We start from the raw sequence: 15,559 nt of genomic DNA, 5'->3' as shown, positions 1-15,559 counted from the left end.
CTCTATCCACAGATACTGGAAGCAATCGAAAAGATCGCTCACGAAAGGACAACGTCATGGCATTCCTTACTCCATCCGCCCAGGGGGAACGAGATGTCCTCAAGACCTTCATCTTTCAGCAACTGGCACAGGTGAGAACCACGGTCCATGGATTGACGGACGAACAGGCACGCTCCACGCCCACGTCATCCGATCTGAGTCTGGTGCGATTGCTCCTTCACTGCGGCGGTGTCGCCGCGTGGTGGACCACCGTGTCCGCTCAACTTGCGGCTCAACCGTCCATCGACCAAAGGTTCTTGGACCAACAGGGGGCCACAGCGGGCGAGGCACCGAATGTCACGCTCGAGGAGGCCCTTCGCGCGTTCGATGAAGCCGTCGCCTATTCTTCGGCGACCTTCGATGCCATCGAGGATCTCGATGCGTTCGTGCCGGCCCCAGACTCTCCGTGGATCCCCCGGGATGTGACGCAGTGGCAGGTTCGGTGGATGCTCACCCACATAGCCACGGAAGTAGCGCGTCATTGCGGTCATGCCGATATCATCCGGGAAGCCATCGACGGCAAGGGAGCTTTTCAACTGAATGACGAGGCCGACGGCGTCGAAGGCCGGGACAATGGCTAAGACCGGCGACTCATAAGGCCTAGTACCCCAGGTATGCCCGAGCGTTAGCCCGCCCCACGGGGACGTACTGAGGATTGCTCGCCAAGTCGGCGAGTTTCTCCGCCGATCCATTAAATCGGCTGCGGTCCGCGACGCTCGATTTTCCGGCGCCGCCTTCAGTGTGCTGCCAGAAGTCGTAGTCCCCCCATGCCAACGGGACTTGTCCCGAGGTCTTGCTACCCCACTGGGCGATCATCAACGGGCTATCGGTGAACTCGGGGGTGTCTCCGACGCATTGATTCCACCACGCGGTGGTCGTGTAGATCATCGGGATCCGGCCGGTTTCGGCCTGATATTCAGTTCGGAAGTCTTCGATCCACCGGATCATCTGATCTTTCGACTGGTGATAGCACTGCTCCTCGGCGGTTTTGGCACTCGGCGTGGGCTCCAGGTCGAGCATGCCGGGCAATGTCTTTCCGTCCGCGGTCCAACCGCCTCCGTTTTTGACGAAGTGCTGGGCCTGTTCGGCCCCACCACTCTGTTGAGGACGCGCGAAATGATAGGCGCCCTTGTACAGGCCGGCATCACCAATCGCCTTGTACTGCTGTTTGAAGGCGGACGAGGTCCAGTCCATACCGTCCGTGGCCTGTGCCTGTCCGAACTTCACACCGGCGTCGGCAACACCTTGCCAGTCGTAGGCGGTGCCTTGATTGACCGAGATATCTCGGCCCTGGATTCCGTCGGTGGCATGAGCCGTCGACGCCGCCTGGGCGGGAGAAATCATCGCGGAGATGCCGACCAGGGCGGTTGCGGCCGCCGCTATCGTCGCGATCCGACTGCCTCGGAATCGGGCCCCAGAGATCAGACGTGAGCGTTGCATTCCTGGATCGACCATTTCTGTACCTCGCTGTGCGGTGTCGAGTGCGTTCGTGACATACCGAGAAGACCACCGATCCTCACCGATCGGGCGTCAGAAACGCTCCAAGGGTTCGCCGGGGAAGACGTGCGGACGCCGGGTCACGACGTTAGAGGAGTATCACGCAGTATGTCCAGAACCACACCGTTGTATTTATATTTGAAGGAGCAGACGGGTTGGTCACGGGATACCCTTCATCCCGCGTGATTCCGGGAATTCTCGCGGAATTCGGAACACGAGACGGAAACCCCAAAGTTCATCTGGCAGATACGGCGCGTTATCGAAATATCTCGACCAAGCACCGAGATATCTGCCCACATTGCCGGGGAAACTACACTGACAACCATGACCTACGAGATCTCAGATTCCATCCATATCTCCGCCCAGCCCGACGATCTGTACGCTCTCCTCTCGGACGTCACCCGGACCGGCGAGTGGAGCCAACAGTGCTACCTCTGTGAATGGACCGAACCGGGCCATCACGGCGTCGGATCAACCTTCGTCGGGCACAACCGAACACCCAGCAGGGAATGGAGCACGACATCCGAAGTCGTCGCCGCCGATCCGGGCCGACACTTTGCGTGGGAGGTCATCCCGGCACGAGTCCGCTGGGGATACCGGCTTGAGCCCGAAGGGGACGGGACCAGAGTTACTCAGTACACGATGTTCGGAGAGACGGCCGAAACGGTCTTCTCGGAAAGATTCGGGGAGGACGCTGAAAACCAGGTCTCTATCCGCCGGGAAGCAGCAGAATACGGGATCCCTCAAACACTGAAAGAGATCAAGAATTTAGCTGAATAATATGAATCCTCGGCGCCAAGTCGAGGGTTTGTGGATAAATACACACGCGGTGTCGTCACATTCGTACGTCCGTGTTGAGGCACCCCACGGGTCGTCAGTAATTTGCCCGTATGGAATTTTCGAGAAGAAATGTGCTCTCGTGGGGTGCGGTCGCTACGGCCGCCTCCGGAGCAGCCATCATCACCGCACCCGCAGCCTCAGCCGCAGAGGCGACCCCGCAGAACACCGGCACCAAGAAGCGGCCCTTGAGCTGCCCAATGGGTAAGGGGAAATAAACCATGGCAGTTCAGATCGGTTCACCGAATTACAGCCCCGGTCGAGAAGGCACCGCCATCGATCGCATCGTCATCCACTACATCGTCGGGAACCTGGCGGCCGCGGACACCACGTTCACGGATCCGAACTCGGGTGTCAGCGCCCATTACGGAATCGGCGAAGGCGAGGTCCACCAGTTCGTCGCCGAAGCCGATACCGCCTGGCACGCCGGGGATTGGAATTTCAATCTGAGAAGCATCGGCATCGAGCACTCGGCCGATCCCTACCGGGCCCCCACCCAAGACACCTACAACCAGTCCATCAACCTGTGCGCAACCATCTGCCGCACGTATGGGATGGACCCGCAGTCTCAGATAGTCCCCCACAACTTTGTGGTCTCCACCGAGTGCCCAGGCACGGTGGACATTCAGGCGATTCGCGACGGGGTTTCCGCCATCCTCTAACCGCTCAGGGGCGCTTCTGCGCCGCGACTTTCATCGAGACCGGGCCTCGAGCACCGTTTCCGACGGACGCTCGGGGTCGGTCTTTGCCTTGGAGGTCACCAGAAACGAGCGAATCCACCTCGCCCGCCGGGTTCGCGGAAGGACTACCCCCACGCCAACACCACCCGGGCCGCCTGACTTGGCACCCCCAGATCGATGCCGGTCATGTCGCGGAATCTGTTGAGGTGATTCTGCACCGTATTGCGGTGACATGGGATGGATTTGGCCACTTCGGCCACCGATCCGAGATCCAGGAATCGCCGGACCGTTGCCTCAATACGCTCGGCTTCCCCTTCCCGCGCCCCGCTCATCCCGGACGCGATGGCCTCCCGGAGCCCCAGACCCACATCCTCGAGGGCCGAACGCGCGATGCGCGGCCAGGCAAGTTCCGGGGTCAGGGCCGTATCCTCCCCGCTGACGACCTCGGCAATTCTCTGTGCCAGGCGCATCTGCGCTCGGGCTCCGCCCAAGCCCCGGACCGGGCCCACGACCGCGCACGGAACCTCGGCGACTTGCTGACGGAGGTCGTCGCATCGGGCGGGAAAGATCAGCACGGCATACCCGTCGACGTTGACCAGATGGGCTGGGCGCAACAGATGAAGCGCCTGGGACATAACCTTTTGCAATCCGCGACCCAGCCCGCCCGCGGCAACACAGAGAACAAGGCTCTCCGTCACCTCAAACCCCAGGATCCGCGATACCTGATGAATCGTTTCGACCGAGGCGTCGCGGTGGAGGGCCTGGACCAGATATTCCTGGCGCAACACAGATTCCTCGCGCACCTGCCGCTCGGTCTGTTCGAGGTAGGCCCGATAGACGCCGTTCGCGTAGTCCTCAACGGCGCGCCAGAGGGGCTCGGCAAGATCCACGACGAGGTCGACGTCGTCCGGATCGCAGATGCTACGTAACAGCTCCCACAGCACCGTGAAGTCCAGGCGCACGGCCGTCAGAAGCGGATCCAGGTGAACACCCTGGTTGTGACGCCGAGATACCAGGTCCCGCGCGGTCTCTTCCAAAGGCTCGGAGCCGGACGGGTCGCGCGTGAAGACCTGATGAATGAGAGCGTCGAAGCTCGTCCTGGCGGTCTGTCGGATATCGGATTCTTCCACCAAACCGTCGCGATAATCCTGTAATTCCAAGACTCTGCCGACGTAGGTCTCAACCGATCCCTCGACGCGAGCGCGTAGCTCCTCGATGACGTGATCCCTGCGTGAATTGGTCATCTGCACATGATATCCGGGGAATTTCGCGACATATGGATCTTTCAGTGGGCTTTTCCACCTGAGATACTGATCACTATTATCCGATTCCGGACCCAGGACAGGACATGACTGCACCCCACGACGTCGCGAACCTCCCCGTGGAGGACGAAGGCGAGTACGCCACGTCCCTTTCCCCCGCCGAAGCCCGAAAGGTCACCTTCGGGGCGCTCATCGGCACCGCCCTGGAGTGGTATGACTTCTTCCTTTTCAATACGGCCGCCGCTTTGGTCTTCAATATTCAGTTCTTCACGAACGAGAACGCCGTCGCCGCGCAACTGAGCTCTTTCGCGACGCTGGCGGTCGGCTTCCTCGCGCGCCCCCTCGGAGGCGTGATCTTCGGATCCGTCGGTGACAAAATCGGCCGCAAGACCGTCATGATGATCACCGTGGTGGGCATCGGAGCGGCCACGGCGATCATCGGTCTCCTCCCGACCTACGCGACGATCGGAGTGGCCGCGCCCCTGACCCTCGTGATCCTCCGGTTCCTTCAGGGGATCTTCGTCGGCGGTGAGTGGTCGGGTGCCATGACCATCGCGATCGAAAACGCGCCTCCACAGAGCAAAGCCAAGCTCGCCGCCATCCCGCAGATCGGCTCCCCCATTGGGACCATCCTCGCCTCGGGTGGGTTTTTTCTCGTCACGACGCTGCTGAGCCAGGAGAACTTCGACTCCTTCGGGTGGCGCATACCTTTCCTGGCGGCCATCCCGTTACTCCTCCTCGCCGTGATCATGCGCCGACGCCTCGACGAGTCGCCCGCTTTCCTGGCGATCAAGGAATCGGGGCAGGCCGAGCCGGCCCCGATGCGCACGGCCTGGAAGAAGTCGTGGATTCAGATCCTGGTCGGGGCGGGGGCCGCTCTTCTGGGCATCGGTGGGTTCTACCTGATCACCACGTTTGTGGTCTCCTACGGCAAGCAGCACCTCGGCTTGTCCCCCAGCCTGTTGCTCTTTGGATCGATTTTCGCGGCCGTGGTCGAGGTCCTGGTTCTCGTGACCGGAGGCCGTCTCGGCTCCCGTTTCGGCGCCAGCAAGGTGATCGTCTGGGGCGGCGTCGTGTCGATCGTGTGTGCCTTCCCGAGCTTTCTGCTGGTCGGCACCCGCGAGCCGGTGCTCGTGGTGCTCGGCATGACCTTGGGTGTCGCGGCGCTCTCCTTCCCCTACGCGACCTCTGGCGCCGTGCTCAGCGCGCTCTTCCCCCTGACCACGCGGCTGTCCGGGATGGCGATGGCTCAGAACCTTTCGGGTGTGGTCGCGGGGTTCGTCCCGTTCGCCGCGACCGGAGTGGTGGCCCTCGCGGACAACGCCTGGTGGCCGGCGGCGACTTTGCTGGCCGTGATCTCGGCGATTTCTGCGGTGTGCGGCGCCGTCGCACCCCGCTTGAGTCAAAAGATCACCGGCTACCGACACTGATACCGCACCTTCCCACCGAAAGGAACACATGCACACCGTCTTCCCCTCCCTCAGCGAACTCACCGACGAACGCTTTCTCGCCGATTTCCGATCCATGAGCACCCACGGTGCGACGCCGGCCGGCGGGGTCCATCGCGAGGCCGGAACTCCCGCGGACATGGCGAATCGGCATTGGTTCCACGGCCTATTGGAGGGGTACGGTGCCCGGGTCGTCTACGACGAGATCGGCAACCAGTTCGGGCTCTGGGAGATCTACCCTGGGCGGCCCTACGTCCTGGTCGGCTCGCACCTGGATTCGCAACCTTTCGGGGGACGTTTCGACGGGGCCTATGGCGTCCTGAGCGGCGCGCACGCCTGCGCCCGGGTGGCGGCGGAACGCTATGAGACGTCGGAGGGCAGCACCCACGACGCGGGGGCCGCCGAGGGCACACCGGCCGGATCTGCGGAGGTTCCGCTGAACGTCGCCGTGGTCAATTGGTTCAACGAAGAAGGCAGCCGCTTCAAGCCATCAATGATGGGAAGTTCGGTATTCACCGGCAAGGCGAGCGCCGAGGACATGCTGGCAGTGTGCGATGCCGCAGGCGTCTCGGTGCGGGAAGCGTTGCGCGCCATGGAGCTTCCGACGGATCCGCCGGCGGACCTGCCCACGATCCACAGCTACGCCGAGATTCACATCGAACAGGGCAAGGACATGGACGCCCAGGGGATCACCATCGGGGTGGTCGACAAGACGTGGGGCGCCCGAAAATACGAGGTCGCCGTCCACGGATTCCAGTCCCACACCGGCTCCAGCCTGCTGGAGGACCGGCACGACGCCCTGTACGGAGCGGCCCTCATCGTCACCGAGATGAGGAGGATCGGCGAGAAATACACGACCGCCGACCAGCCGCTGGTGACCTCGTGCGGTCAGCTGAACGTCATACCGAATTCGCCGGTCGTCGTTGCCCAGGGTGCCGAGTTGCTCGTGGACCTGAGATGCGGCGACGAGGCCGTGCTCCAAGCCGCTGACGACGAATTCCGAAACGCGCTGGCCGACATCGAGCGCCGCGCCGCCGTCGACATCGAACTTCGAGATTCGCACGCGTGGACCGAGCAGGCTTACACGGACGCCGGCGTGGATCTCGCCGAGCACGTCGCCAGCAGCCTCAACCTGACGTTCGTCCGCACCCAAACGCGGGCGGGCCACGACTCCACGAACGTCAAGGACGTCCTGCCCACCGTGATGCTCTTCGTTCCTTCAAAGGACGGCATCTCGCATAACGAGCTCGAGTTCACCCACGACGCCGATATGGTGGCTGGTCTGTCGATGCTGACCCGAACCCTGTCCACCATGACCTCGAACCCCCTCGACGACGAGGGACAGCCCCGAGGAGTCGGCGCATGAGACTCGACCTACTGATCACCGACGCCACCATCGTCACGATGAATTCGGAGCGCACCACGGCCCGGTCCATGGGCGTGTGGAACGGGAAAGTCATCGGATTCGATGAAGAGATCGAGGGATTCGACGCCGCGCGGACCGTCTCTTGCGGCGGCGCGACCGTGGTCCCCGGATTCATCGACGCACACTGTCACACCGTGTGGTTCGGTCAGACCCTGCTCGGCCTGGACTGCGCCGGCGCGGCATCGTGGGGTGAGGTCTGCGAGCGCATCCGCGACCACGCCGCGTCGTTGGCACCGGATGCTTGGATCCTCGGCACGGGCTTGTCCCCTTCCGAGCTCACCGGCGAGCGAGAGATCTCCCGGCTGGATGAGGCCTCCGACGGTCGCCCGCTCTATGTACGGCACACCTCGGGTCACGCCCTGACCACCAACACCGAGGCGCTACGGCGCGCCGGGTACTTCGATCGGTCGCCGGGCTCTCCCGACGGATCCGGCATCCGGGTGGACGACGCCGGCCGCCCTACCGGTTTGGTCGACGAGAACGCCCAGGAAATCATCCAGGATCTGGTGAAACCGTTCCCGGAAGAGGAGATCGTCGCCAGCCTCGATCTCGCCACGTCGCGGTACGCGAGCGAGGGGATCACCAGCTTCACGGACGCCGGCATCGGGCTCGGCTGGATCGGCCATTCTCCCGCGGAGTTCGCCGCCTACCAATCGGCCTTGGACTCCGGGAGGCTGCACGCACGCGCCCAGGTGATGCCCGTTATGGACACCCTTCGCGACCTGCCTCACGCCCGCGGAGAATCGGGGCGTACGGGCCTCGACCTCGGCATACGGACGGGCTCCGGAGATGATCGGCTGAGCATCGGCCCGGTGAAGATCTTCTCCGACGGCTCACTGTTGGGCGAGACCGCGGCGATGCACGACGCTCTCTGCGGCGGGAGTCATTCCCGTGGTGACTTTCTGATCGCGCCGGAGCGGCTCCACGAGGTCGCCGCCTCGGCGTACCGCGCTGGATGGTCTTTGGCCCTGCACGCCATTGGCGACCGCGCCGTGGATCTGGCCATGGACGTCATCGAAGAGTGCCAGGAGGCTTACGGAAAGAGGCGGTTCCCGAACCGGATCGAACACGCTGGGCTCACGAGCCCGGATCAGGTGAGGAGGCTGTCCGATCTGGGCATCGCGGTGACTCCGCAGGCGGTGTTCGTCGGTTCTCAGGGCGACCATATCGGCATGCTGGTGGGTCCCGACAAAGCTGGATGGCTGTATCGGGGCCGGAGCCTGACCACCGCGGGCGTCTGTGTTGCGGGCAGCTCGGACAGGCCCGTCGCGGATGGTCGACCCCTGTTGGGCATGCAGCGTGCGGTGGATCGCCTGACCGACGGCGGTCGGGTCCTGGGGCCAAACGAGCGCATGACCCCGTACGAGGCGCTCTCGACGTACACGGTCAACGCCGCGGCCGCCACGGGATTCGCGGAGTCGCGAGGTCAACTCGCCGAGGGGTTCAACGCAGACTTCGTGGTGCTCTCCGACAACCCCCTGACCGCGGACTCGATCGTCGACATCGATATCCTCGCCACATATCTGGGCGGCGAAGAGACATACAACGGTTCGACACCGTCCTGAGCGGTGCCTTGCCCCGGCCAGGACCGCCGCGTCGGGCTACCTCGTCGCCGCGGCGAATGCGTCACGCATGCGAGGCGCGAGGGCGGCGTCTCCCGCCGGGGTCATGTGGATCCCGTCCGAGAGCAGATTTTCCACGTGGAAATCCGTGATCCAGTACCGGGCGTCGACCGTGCGCACGCCTTCCTCTCGGGCGGCCTGAAGCTCCAGGGCCGCGAGCTGATTACGGTCGTTGTGGTCCGGCGTGCGTTTGGTGATCGGGCAGGCCATCACGATCTTCGAATTGGGGTATGCCTGCTTGATCTTCCTGAGCGTCGTATGGATATCCGCGATGACGGCCGGATTATTGTAAACCCACTGGTCGTTGCCTGAGCCACCGATATAGACCACCGACGGGTCGCCCGCGGGCAGCTGCCAGTAGTTGTCCACGACGCCGGCCCTGTACGTGCCGTATCCGATACCGCTGAAGTCTCCCGTGAAGCCGATGCCGCCCATCGCATAGACCGCGTTGGTCCGGTACCCGGCCTGCCTGATCCCGGCGACCACCCACGAGTTGTATCCACCCTTGGCGGTCTGGGAGTCGCCGATGATGAACGAGTCGCCGGCGCTCAACGCGGTGTCGGTCCGCATCACGAGGTTGCCCCGCTCCGGGAAGTAGGCCAGGGCGTTCTTCTCAAAGGTCGTGTAGATCTTGCCATTCGTCAGCTTCGCGGAACGAGGCAGTCCTTCCGGCCCCGCGTTGGACCGCCATAGCTCGAAGACGTGGGTATCCATAGCCACGGGCCCGTATTGCGCCGTCGTAACCACCACGCCGCCCGGGTACCGACGGTACTGGGCGCTCGTGCTACCGCTGAATACCTGCGACAAAGCCGAACCGGAGGAACCAAATCCATCATCAGAGGCCAGCTGGTCCATCGCCTTGTCGAGGTCGGCGTCGTCGTTCGCCCCACGAGGGGTCCACGTGACCGTTCCATTCGGGGCCTGGGAAGCCCTACCGCCCTGGAAGTTTTGGATCCACGTGCCGTTGGTCTGCCATGAGGGGGAGGTGGGGTAGCCCCATGAGCCGCGTTCGTAGCCGTTGCGCGCCCATTCGTTGAGGATCGGCCCCCATTGAATCGGCTGAGTTCCGGTGGCCGGGGACCAATAGATTTTGCCGCCGTCGAAGTCTTCATACACCCCGCCCGAGGGCAGCCCGGGAATTTCCGAAGACGTCGGGTATTCGAGACCGCTGTTTTCGGCCCCGAGTTGCCGCCACAGACCATTGATCGCCCCGTCGGTCTTCATCAACACCACTCGTCCTTGGTGGGGATGCCAGATCGTTGTGCGTCGGGCGCCGTCGGCGCCGAGGAAGGTCTGCTGGGCACCGCCCGCCGAGAGCGGCGACTCTTCGACGGTGGCCCCACCGAGGGCCCCGCTCACGCCGCCCTGACGGTCGTAGTAGGCGTTGAAGCCGTTCTTGACCACGTGGGTTCCGGCGGCCGAAGACCACGTGACCTGGCCGCGCGAGAATTTTTGAGAGCAAATGGGGCCGTTGCAGGCCTCGACGGACAACGGATACCCGAGTTGGCTCAGGTGCGTCTCCCAGTAGGAGCCGATGGCGCCGGTGGTCTTCACCGGAATTGCCCCGGCCTCGTTCGACCAGGTGATCCAGTGCCACCCGCGGGTATTCGGGTTATAGGTCTTCAAGTACCAACCGTTGGTGCCTTGGCTGTAAGAGGTCACCGGTGTCATGGGCATGCCGAATTCGGAAGCGACCGCGCCACGTCCCTTGTAATAGTCGTGGACACCGCCGTTGCGAACCCACATTGCCGGGGTTCTCGGGGACCAGTAGATCCGCCCGTTGGCGAATTCCTGGTACACGGCCCCGTTGGGTCCACCGATCTCGCCACTGACCGGCTGTCCGAGGGTGGACCGGGCGGTGGAGTTTCCGTAATAGAGGCCGCCGATGGCGCCCTTGACCGCCGGCGTAGCGGCGTCGGCCGGCCCCGCGACGGGCCCAGCCAACAACGACACAAAGGCAAGGAGAGCCACGAGGGCAGGCGAAATGAACCTTTTAGGGGACACGAGTGAATCCTCAGGGGGAGGTCATCGAAACGATGAAAGGAAATAAACCTGGATAAATATAAGCCCATTTCCCCTTCCCGGCAACAAGAAAAATCCCCCTTGCCGAATGGTTTCACGAAGCCTCTATGATTCACGGCTTCCTCCCCAGGACCAGCGCCGTTCCGGTGATCGCACACCACGACGCGTCGACACCCGACCGGATACCGTCATGCATGCTCTGCAACCTAGCGTCGCTTAGGTTTATCCGGATAGAAGTCGAGTGGGGTCATTTATATACATACTTATGCAATGATTTATCCTCTTCGATTCCGCGCCCCGAGCAGCCCTCACTGCGCAGCCGCGCCCATCCACAAAAAGTGCGCGATCCGAACAGCGGTGCGTTCTGCGTCGGGAGGGTTGAGTACCGTGAGAGGCAGGTAACCTACCCGGGAAGTGGAGTTTCATGAGCCTCGTCGGCGAGTCATATGTGGTTGGTCTGATCGGTAGCGGGATCACCGCAACCCTCAGTGCCCCGATGCACGAGAAAGCCGCGGACACGCTCGGGTTGCGATACATCTACCGACCCATCGATCTAGACACCATCCCCAACGGCGTCGAGCGAGCACCCGAATTGCTGAAAACCGCCGTTGACGTGGGCTTCAGCGCATTCAACATCACGTTCCCCTGTAAACAGTCGATCATCGAGCACCTCGACGAGGTCGCCCCCGACGCCGCGCGCCTCGGCGCCGTCAACACCGTGGTGGTCGACGACGGCCGGTTGATCGGCCACAACACCGACTTCTCAGGATTCGCGAGCGCCCTGGATGCCGGCCTTCCCGGTGCGAACCTCGCGTCGGTGGTGCAGTTGGGAACCGGCGGAGCGGGGTCTGCAACCGCCTACGCCGTCCTGTCTCGCGGGGCCGAAAAACTGTCTCTCTTCGACGTCGATCCGCAGCGCGCGGCCGAGCGGGCCACGGAATTGAGCGGTCAGTTCCCGGAGGCAAGCGTCGTCGCGTTGACCGCCGAAGATCTGCCACGGGCCCTCGCAGCGGCATCCGGCCTGATCAACGCCACGCCGATCGGCATGCACCACCATCCGGGCGCCCCGCTGGACCTGGATCTCCTCCACCCGGGACTCTGGGTCGCGGACGTCATCTATCTCCCGCAGGAGACCGCCCTCATTAAGCGTGGCCGTCAGCTCGGCTGCCGCGTGCTCCCCGGTGGCTACATGGCCGTGGGGCAGGCGGTCGATGCCTTCGAACTGATCACCGGTTCGCGGCCTGACTACGCGGAACTGCGCACCTACTTTGAACGCCTGGTCGCCGACCAACAAGGAGAAACACCGTGAAGACGTCGATAGCCACCGTGTGCCTATCCGGGACCCTCCGGCAGAAACTGCGGGCCGCATCCGCGGCGGGATTCGACGGCGTCGAGATCTTTGAGCAAGACCTCGTGGTCGCCCCGGAATCCCCCGAACAGATCCGCGACTACGCCGATAAGCTGGGCCTGAGCCTGGACCTCTACCAACCGTTCCGCGACGCCGAGGGGACCGCCGAACCCATCTTCGAGGACACCCTTCGCCGCATCGAGGAGAAATTTAGCCTCATGAACCGCCTGGGCATGGATCTCATGCTCATTCCCTCCAATGCGGGAACCGCCACCGTGGACGACGACTCCGTGGTCGCCGCCCAGCTCGGGCGCCTGGCGGACCTGGCCGCTGGCTACGGCATTCGCCTCGCCTATGAGGCTCTCGCGTGGGGCAGATTCGTCAACGACTTCGAGCACTCGTGGCGCCTGGTCGAGGCCGCCGACCGCGACAACCTGGGCATCTGCCTGGATACCTTTCACATCCTCTCCCGGGCATGGCCCACCGATTCGATCCCTGACATCCCGGGAGACAAGGTCTTCTTCCTCCAACTCGCGGACGCACCGCTCATGTCTCTGGACGTGCTCTCCTGGTCGCGCCATTTCCGCGTCTTCCCGGGTGAAGGCGGGTTCGAACTCGTCGACTTCATGGTCAAGCTACTCGCCGGGGGTTACTCCGGACCGCTCTCCCTCGAGATCTTCAACGACTCCTTTCGCCAAACCCGCGTGCATCGCACGGCCGTGGACGCGCTGCGCTCCTTGGTGTGGCTCCAAGATCAGACGGCCCGTGCAATGGAGGCCTCGATCGGAACCGACGCCGTGACGACCCGCGCGGCGGCACGCGTCGGGGAACTGACCCGGCTGCCCGGGGCCGCCGTCCCTCAGGGGCTGACCTGGGCCGAGGTTCGAGGCCAAGAGACCGAACAGATCGAGGTCCTCCTGATGCATCTGGGCTTCGAGCATCGGGGGCGTCATACCAGTAAGCCGGTGCAGCTCTGGGAACAGGGCGAGGCACGCGTGGTCATCAACGAAGAACCGGGAGCCTCCGACGAGCCCACGATGGCCTCGCTGGGATTCGAGGTTCAGCACCCGGCCGCGGCCGCGGCTCACGCCACCGCGCTCAAAGTCCCGGAGGTCCCCCGCGTCACGCGCGAGGGTGAACAGCACTTCCCGGCGTATCTGGCCCCGGACGGGACGGAAGTCTTCTTCTGCCCTCCCGCCTCGGACGGCGGCGACCGCTGGATCGAGGAGTTCTCCTGGCCGGACCATCTTGACGCCGCGACCACGGACAACCCCTCCCTCGGTGAACCGCTGATCACCGGGATCGACCACGTGAACCTGGCCCAGCCCAAGCATCACTACCCCGAATCCGTGCTGTTCTACCGCGCGGCCCTGGGCCTGAGCGTCCAGCCGTCCCAGGACGTTCCGGGACCCAACGGACTGGTCAGCTCGCAGGTGGTCCGCAACGACGCAGGCTCGGTGCGGCTTCCCCTGAATGTGGCACCGGACCTGCGCAAGGATCCCGACGTCGAACACGTCGCTTTTTCCTGCCGCGACGTCGTCGGGCTCGCCCGGAGGGCCCAGACCTCGGGACTGCGCTTCCTGCGCATCCCGCACAACTACTACGAGGATCTGCGAGCCCGGTTCGGCCTTCCGGAGGAAAAGATTCGCGAGCTCGAGGAGCTGGATCTGCTCTACGACCGTGACGAGCGCGGAGAATTCCTGCACTTCTACACCCAAACGGTCGGGAGCCTGTTCTTCGAGGTCGTGCAGCGGATCGACGGTTACACCGGATACGGCGCACCGAACGCCCCCGTCCGCATGGCCGCCCAGTACACCCACTCGCTCTAGGCGGTCACGTCCCCGGGCACAAAAGGCCGGTTCGGCGAATAGTTCATTCGCCGAACCGGCCTTTCCGTGCCGATGGCGTTCAGTCGCGGGGAGCTTCCTGAACCGTGACCTTGGCCTTCTGATCCAGACGCACCACTTCGAGGGCTTCGGTGCGGGACATGTGCAGGTTGTCGATGTCGGCCAGTGGACGACGCGCGGTTTCCTTGGCCGTCATCGCGACGGCGGTCACGCACAGACCCACCACAAAGACGAAGATCGCCGGCAGGACCCAGTTGTCCATGTTCTGGCCGTTCAGGGCGGCCGCGATCACGGGGACGAAACCTCCCGACAGGGCAAAGCCCACCTGGGTTCCCAGGGCCAGTCCTGTCGAACGGACCTTGGTCGGGAACATCTCGGCGTAGAAAGACGGCCAGGTGGCGTTCGAGAACGAGTAGAAGCCACCGTGCATCAGGGCGCCGAAGACGAAAATCAGTGGGATATTCCCGTGAGAGACCGCCGACAAGAACGGGAACATCATCGCCCCGGAAAGCAACGCCCCGGCCGCGAAGACGGGCTTTCGCCCCACCCTGTCGGAAACCATGGCCGAGAGCGGGATGACCGCAAGTCCCACCGCGTTGGACACCACCGGAACCCACAGCATCGTCGAGCGCGGGATCCCGACGCCGTTGGTCGCATAGGAGATCGCCCAGACGGTAAAGGCGACATTGAGGGTGTTCACCAGGGCGCAGATCGCCACGCGAAGAATCGCGGCCTTGTGATACCGAAACACGATGGCCAGGGGCGCCGCGTTGTCCAGAACGGATTCCTCCTTCTCCATCTTCTCGAAGGCCGGGGGCTCTTCGAGCTTGCGGCGGATCAAATACGCCGCGAGGACTACGAACGCCGACAGCCAGAACGGCACGCGCCACCCCCAAGCGAAGAGCTGGTCCTCGGACAGAAAAGAGGTGAAGGGGATAAAAACCGCGGTGGCCAGCAGGGATCCCGCCTGAGTGCCCTGGAGGGACCAGCTGGTGATCAGCCCTCGCTGATCGTCGCGGGCGTGCTCAAGGGACATCGAGATGGCCGAGGCCTGCTCGCCGGCCGCAGAGAGACCCTGGACGACCCGGCACAGGATCAACAGGATCGGCGCGAGCATTCCGACGGAACCGTAGGTCGGCAGACACCCGATGGCGAAGGTCGCGCCGCCGATGAGGAACAAGGTCATCATGAGCACGAATTTGCGTCCGAGCTTGTCCGAGAGCGGCCCCATGATCAGCGCGCCGAACGGCCGCACCACGTAGGCGACGCCGGCGACACCCATGGATTGCAGGACCGCGGCGGCGGCGTTCCCCTCGGGGAAGAAGATGTGGTTGAGCACGACCGCGGCGGCGGTCGCGTAGACCGCGAAGTCGTAATATTCGAGCGCGGAACCGATCCACCCGGCGAACGCGGCGCGCCCAGGGGATTTGCCCGGCTGGACTGCGGTGTCGGCAGCGGAAGACGAAGACATGAACCTGACCTTTAGACCGGTGGTGATGGAACTCGCATCAGCCTAGACGTGGCGGAGAAC

Annotated in this window: 13 protein-coding genes; 9 read left to right on the top strand and 4 right to left on the bottom strand. The window is 63.7% G+C overall.

Annotated features, from left to right (window positions below):
• Window positions 1–56: 56 nt before the first annotated feature.
• The gene (locus CURSPS6_RS12145) at window positions 57–620 is read left to right on the top strand and encodes a DUF664 domain-containing protein (RefSeq protein WP_035811312.1); all 564 of its coding nucleotides are present in this window, start codon (window positions 57–59) and stop codon (window positions 618–620) included.
• A gap of 19 nt (window positions 621–639) precedes the next feature.
• Here the strand turns inward: CURSPS6_RS12145 and CURSPS6_RS12140 are convergent, their stop codons facing one another.
• Window positions 640–1,494, bottom strand: a complete 855-nt coding sequence (locus tag CURSPS6_RS12140; RefSeq protein WP_051688011.1) for a GH25 family lysozyme — start codon at window positions 1,492–1,494, stop codon at window positions 640–642.
• A gap of 366 nt (window positions 1,495–1,860) precedes the next feature.
• Between CURSPS6_RS12140 and CURSPS6_RS12135 the strand changes: the two genes are divergently transcribed.
• The 3 genes from CURSPS6_RS12135 (at window position 1,861) to CURSPS6_RS12125 (ending at window position 3,035) form a co-directional block, all read left to right on the top strand.
• Window positions 1,861–2,316: an SRPBCC family protein gene (locus CURSPS6_RS12135; protein ID WP_030016584.1), complete on the top strand. Its 456-nt coding sequence runs from the start codon at window positions 1,861–1,863 to the stop codon at window positions 2,314–2,316.
• Window positions 2,317–2,426: 110 nt separating this feature from the next.
• Window positions 2,427–2,591: a hypothetical protein gene (locus tag CURSPS6_RS12970; protein ID WP_416371677.1), complete on the top strand. Its 165-nt coding sequence runs from the start codon at window positions 2,427–2,429 to the stop codon at window positions 2,589–2,591.
• A gap of 3 nt (window positions 2,592–2,594) precedes the next feature.
• Window positions 2,595–3,035 (top strand): N-acetylmuramoyl-L-alanine amidase, encoded by a 441-nt coding sequence (locus CURSPS6_RS12125; protein WP_051688010.1) that lies wholly within the window; start codon window positions 2,595–2,597, stop codon window positions 3,033–3,035.
• 143 nt (window positions 3,036–3,178) lie between these two features.
• On the opposite strand, the gene CURSPS6_RS12120 is transcribed toward CURSPS6_RS12125, so the two are convergent.
• Window positions 3,179–4,297 carry a helix-turn-helix domain-containing protein gene (locus CURSPS6_RS12120; RefSeq protein ID WP_152978157.1) on the bottom strand — a complete coding sequence of 373 codons (1,119 nt, stop codon included), beginning with the start codon at window positions 4,295–4,297 and terminating at the stop codon, window positions 3,179–3,181.
• Between the two features lie 104 nt (window positions 4,298–4,401).
• Here CURSPS6_RS12120 and CURSPS6_RS12115 point away from each other — a divergent pair, with 104 nt between their 5' ends.
• From CURSPS6_RS12115 to CURSPS6_RS12105, 3 genes are read left to right on the top strand one after another with little or no spacing between them, the layout of a single operon-like run.
• On the top strand, window positions 4,402–5,745 hold the full coding sequence (locus tag CURSPS6_RS12115; RefSeq protein ID WP_035811311.1) for an MFS transporter: 1,344 nt from the start codon (window positions 4,402–4,404) through the stop codon (window positions 5,743–5,745).
• 28 nt (window positions 5,746–5,773) lie between these two features.
• Window positions 5,774–7,129, top strand: coding sequence for a M20 family metallo-hydrolase (locus CURSPS6_RS12110; RefSeq protein ID WP_051688009.1), 1,356 nt, complete (start codon window positions 5,774–5,776; stop codon window positions 7,127–7,129).
• Window positions 7,126–8,754, top strand: coding sequence for an amidohydrolase (locus CURSPS6_RS12105; RefSeq protein ID WP_030016572.1), 1,629 nt, complete (start codon window positions 7,126–7,128; stop codon window positions 8,752–8,754). The genes CURSPS6_RS12110 and CURSPS6_RS12105 overlap by 4 nt, the downstream gene beginning before the upstream one ends.
• 36 nt (window positions 8,755–8,790) lie before the next feature.
• On the opposite strand, the gene CURSPS6_RS12100 is transcribed toward CURSPS6_RS12105, so the two are convergent.
• Window positions 8,791–10,782 carry a GDSL-type esterase/lipase family protein gene (locus tag CURSPS6_RS12100; protein ID WP_160319803.1) on the bottom strand — a complete coding sequence of 664 codons (1,992 nt, stop codon included), beginning with the start codon at window positions 10,780–10,782 and terminating at the stop codon, window positions 8,791–8,793.
• A gap of 475 nt (window positions 10,783–11,257) precedes the next feature.
• Here CURSPS6_RS12100 and CURSPS6_RS12095 point away from each other — a divergent pair, with 475 nt between their 5' ends.
• Complete coding sequence (locus tag CURSPS6_RS12095; protein ID WP_030016569.1) at window positions 11,258–12,142, top strand: shikimate dehydrogenase; 885 nt, start codon at window positions 11,258–11,260, stop codon at window positions 12,140–12,142.
• Complete coding sequence (locus CURSPS6_RS12090) at window positions 12,139–14,010, top strand: sugar phosphate isomerase/epimerase and 4-hydroxyphenylpyruvate domain-containing protein (protein WP_030016567.1); 1,872 nt, start codon at window positions 12,139–12,141, stop codon at window positions 14,008–14,010. The genes CURSPS6_RS12095 and CURSPS6_RS12090 overlap by 4 nt, the downstream gene beginning before the upstream one ends.
• 79 nt (window positions 14,011–14,089) lie before the next feature.
• On the opposite strand, the gene CURSPS6_RS12085 is transcribed toward CURSPS6_RS12090, so the two are convergent.
• Window positions 14,090–15,499 (bottom strand): MFS transporter, encoded by a 1,410-nt coding sequence (locus CURSPS6_RS12085; RefSeq protein WP_035811309.1) that lies wholly within the window; start codon window positions 15,497–15,499, stop codon window positions 14,090–14,092.
• Between the last annotated feature and the right edge of the window lie 60 nt (window positions 15,500–15,559).

Origin of the sequence: Curtobacterium sp. S6 (assembly GCF_000710345.2) — a bacterium.
Taxonomy (GTDB): Bacteria; Actinomycetota; Actinomycetes; order Actinomycetales; family Micrococcaceae; genus Rothia.
Note: the sequence above shows the minus strand (reverse complement) of the source record. Positions and strands in the feature narration are given on the sequence as shown.

Coding starts and splice junctions, on each gene's coding strand:
- CURSPS6_RS12145 (WP_035811312.1), top strand. CDS start 57: ATGGCATTCCTTACTCCATCCGCCCAGGGGGAACGAGATGTCCTCAAG.
- CURSPS6_RS12140 (WP_051688011.1), bottom strand. CDS start 1,494: ATGGTCGATCCAGGAATGCAACGCTCACGTCTGATCTCTGGGGCCCGA.
- CURSPS6_RS12135 (WP_030016584.1), top strand. CDS start 1,861: ATGACCTACGAGATCTCAGATTCCATCCATATCTCCGCCCAGCCCGAC.
- CURSPS6_RS12970 (WP_416371677.1), top strand. CDS start 2,427: ATGGAATTTTCGAGAAGAAATGTGCTCTCGTGGGGTGCGGTCGCTACG.
- CURSPS6_RS12125 (WP_051688010.1), top strand. CDS start 2,595: ATGGCAGTTCAGATCGGTTCACCGAATTACAGCCCCGGTCGAGAAGGC.
- CURSPS6_RS12120 (WP_152978157.1), bottom strand. CDS start 4,297: ATGACCAATTCACGCAGGGATCACGTCATCGAGGAGCTACGCGCTCGC.
- CURSPS6_RS12115 (WP_035811311.1), top strand. CDS start 4,402: ATGACTGCACCCCACGACGTCGCGAACCTCCCCGTGGAGGACGAAGGC.
- CURSPS6_RS12110 (WP_051688009.1), top strand. CDS start 5,774: ATGCACACCGTCTTCCCCTCCCTCAGCGAACTCACCGACGAACGCTTT.
- CURSPS6_RS12105 (WP_030016572.1), top strand. CDS start 7,126: ATGAGACTCGACCTACTGATCACCGACGCCACCATCGTCACGATGAAT.
- CURSPS6_RS12095 (WP_030016569.1), top strand. CDS start 11,258: ATGAGCCTCGTCGGCGAGTCATATGTGGTTGGTCTGATCGGTAGCGGG.
- CURSPS6_RS12085 (WP_035811309.1), bottom strand. CDS start 15,499: ATGTCTTCGTCTTCCGCTGCCGACACCGCAGTCCAGCCGGGCAAATCC.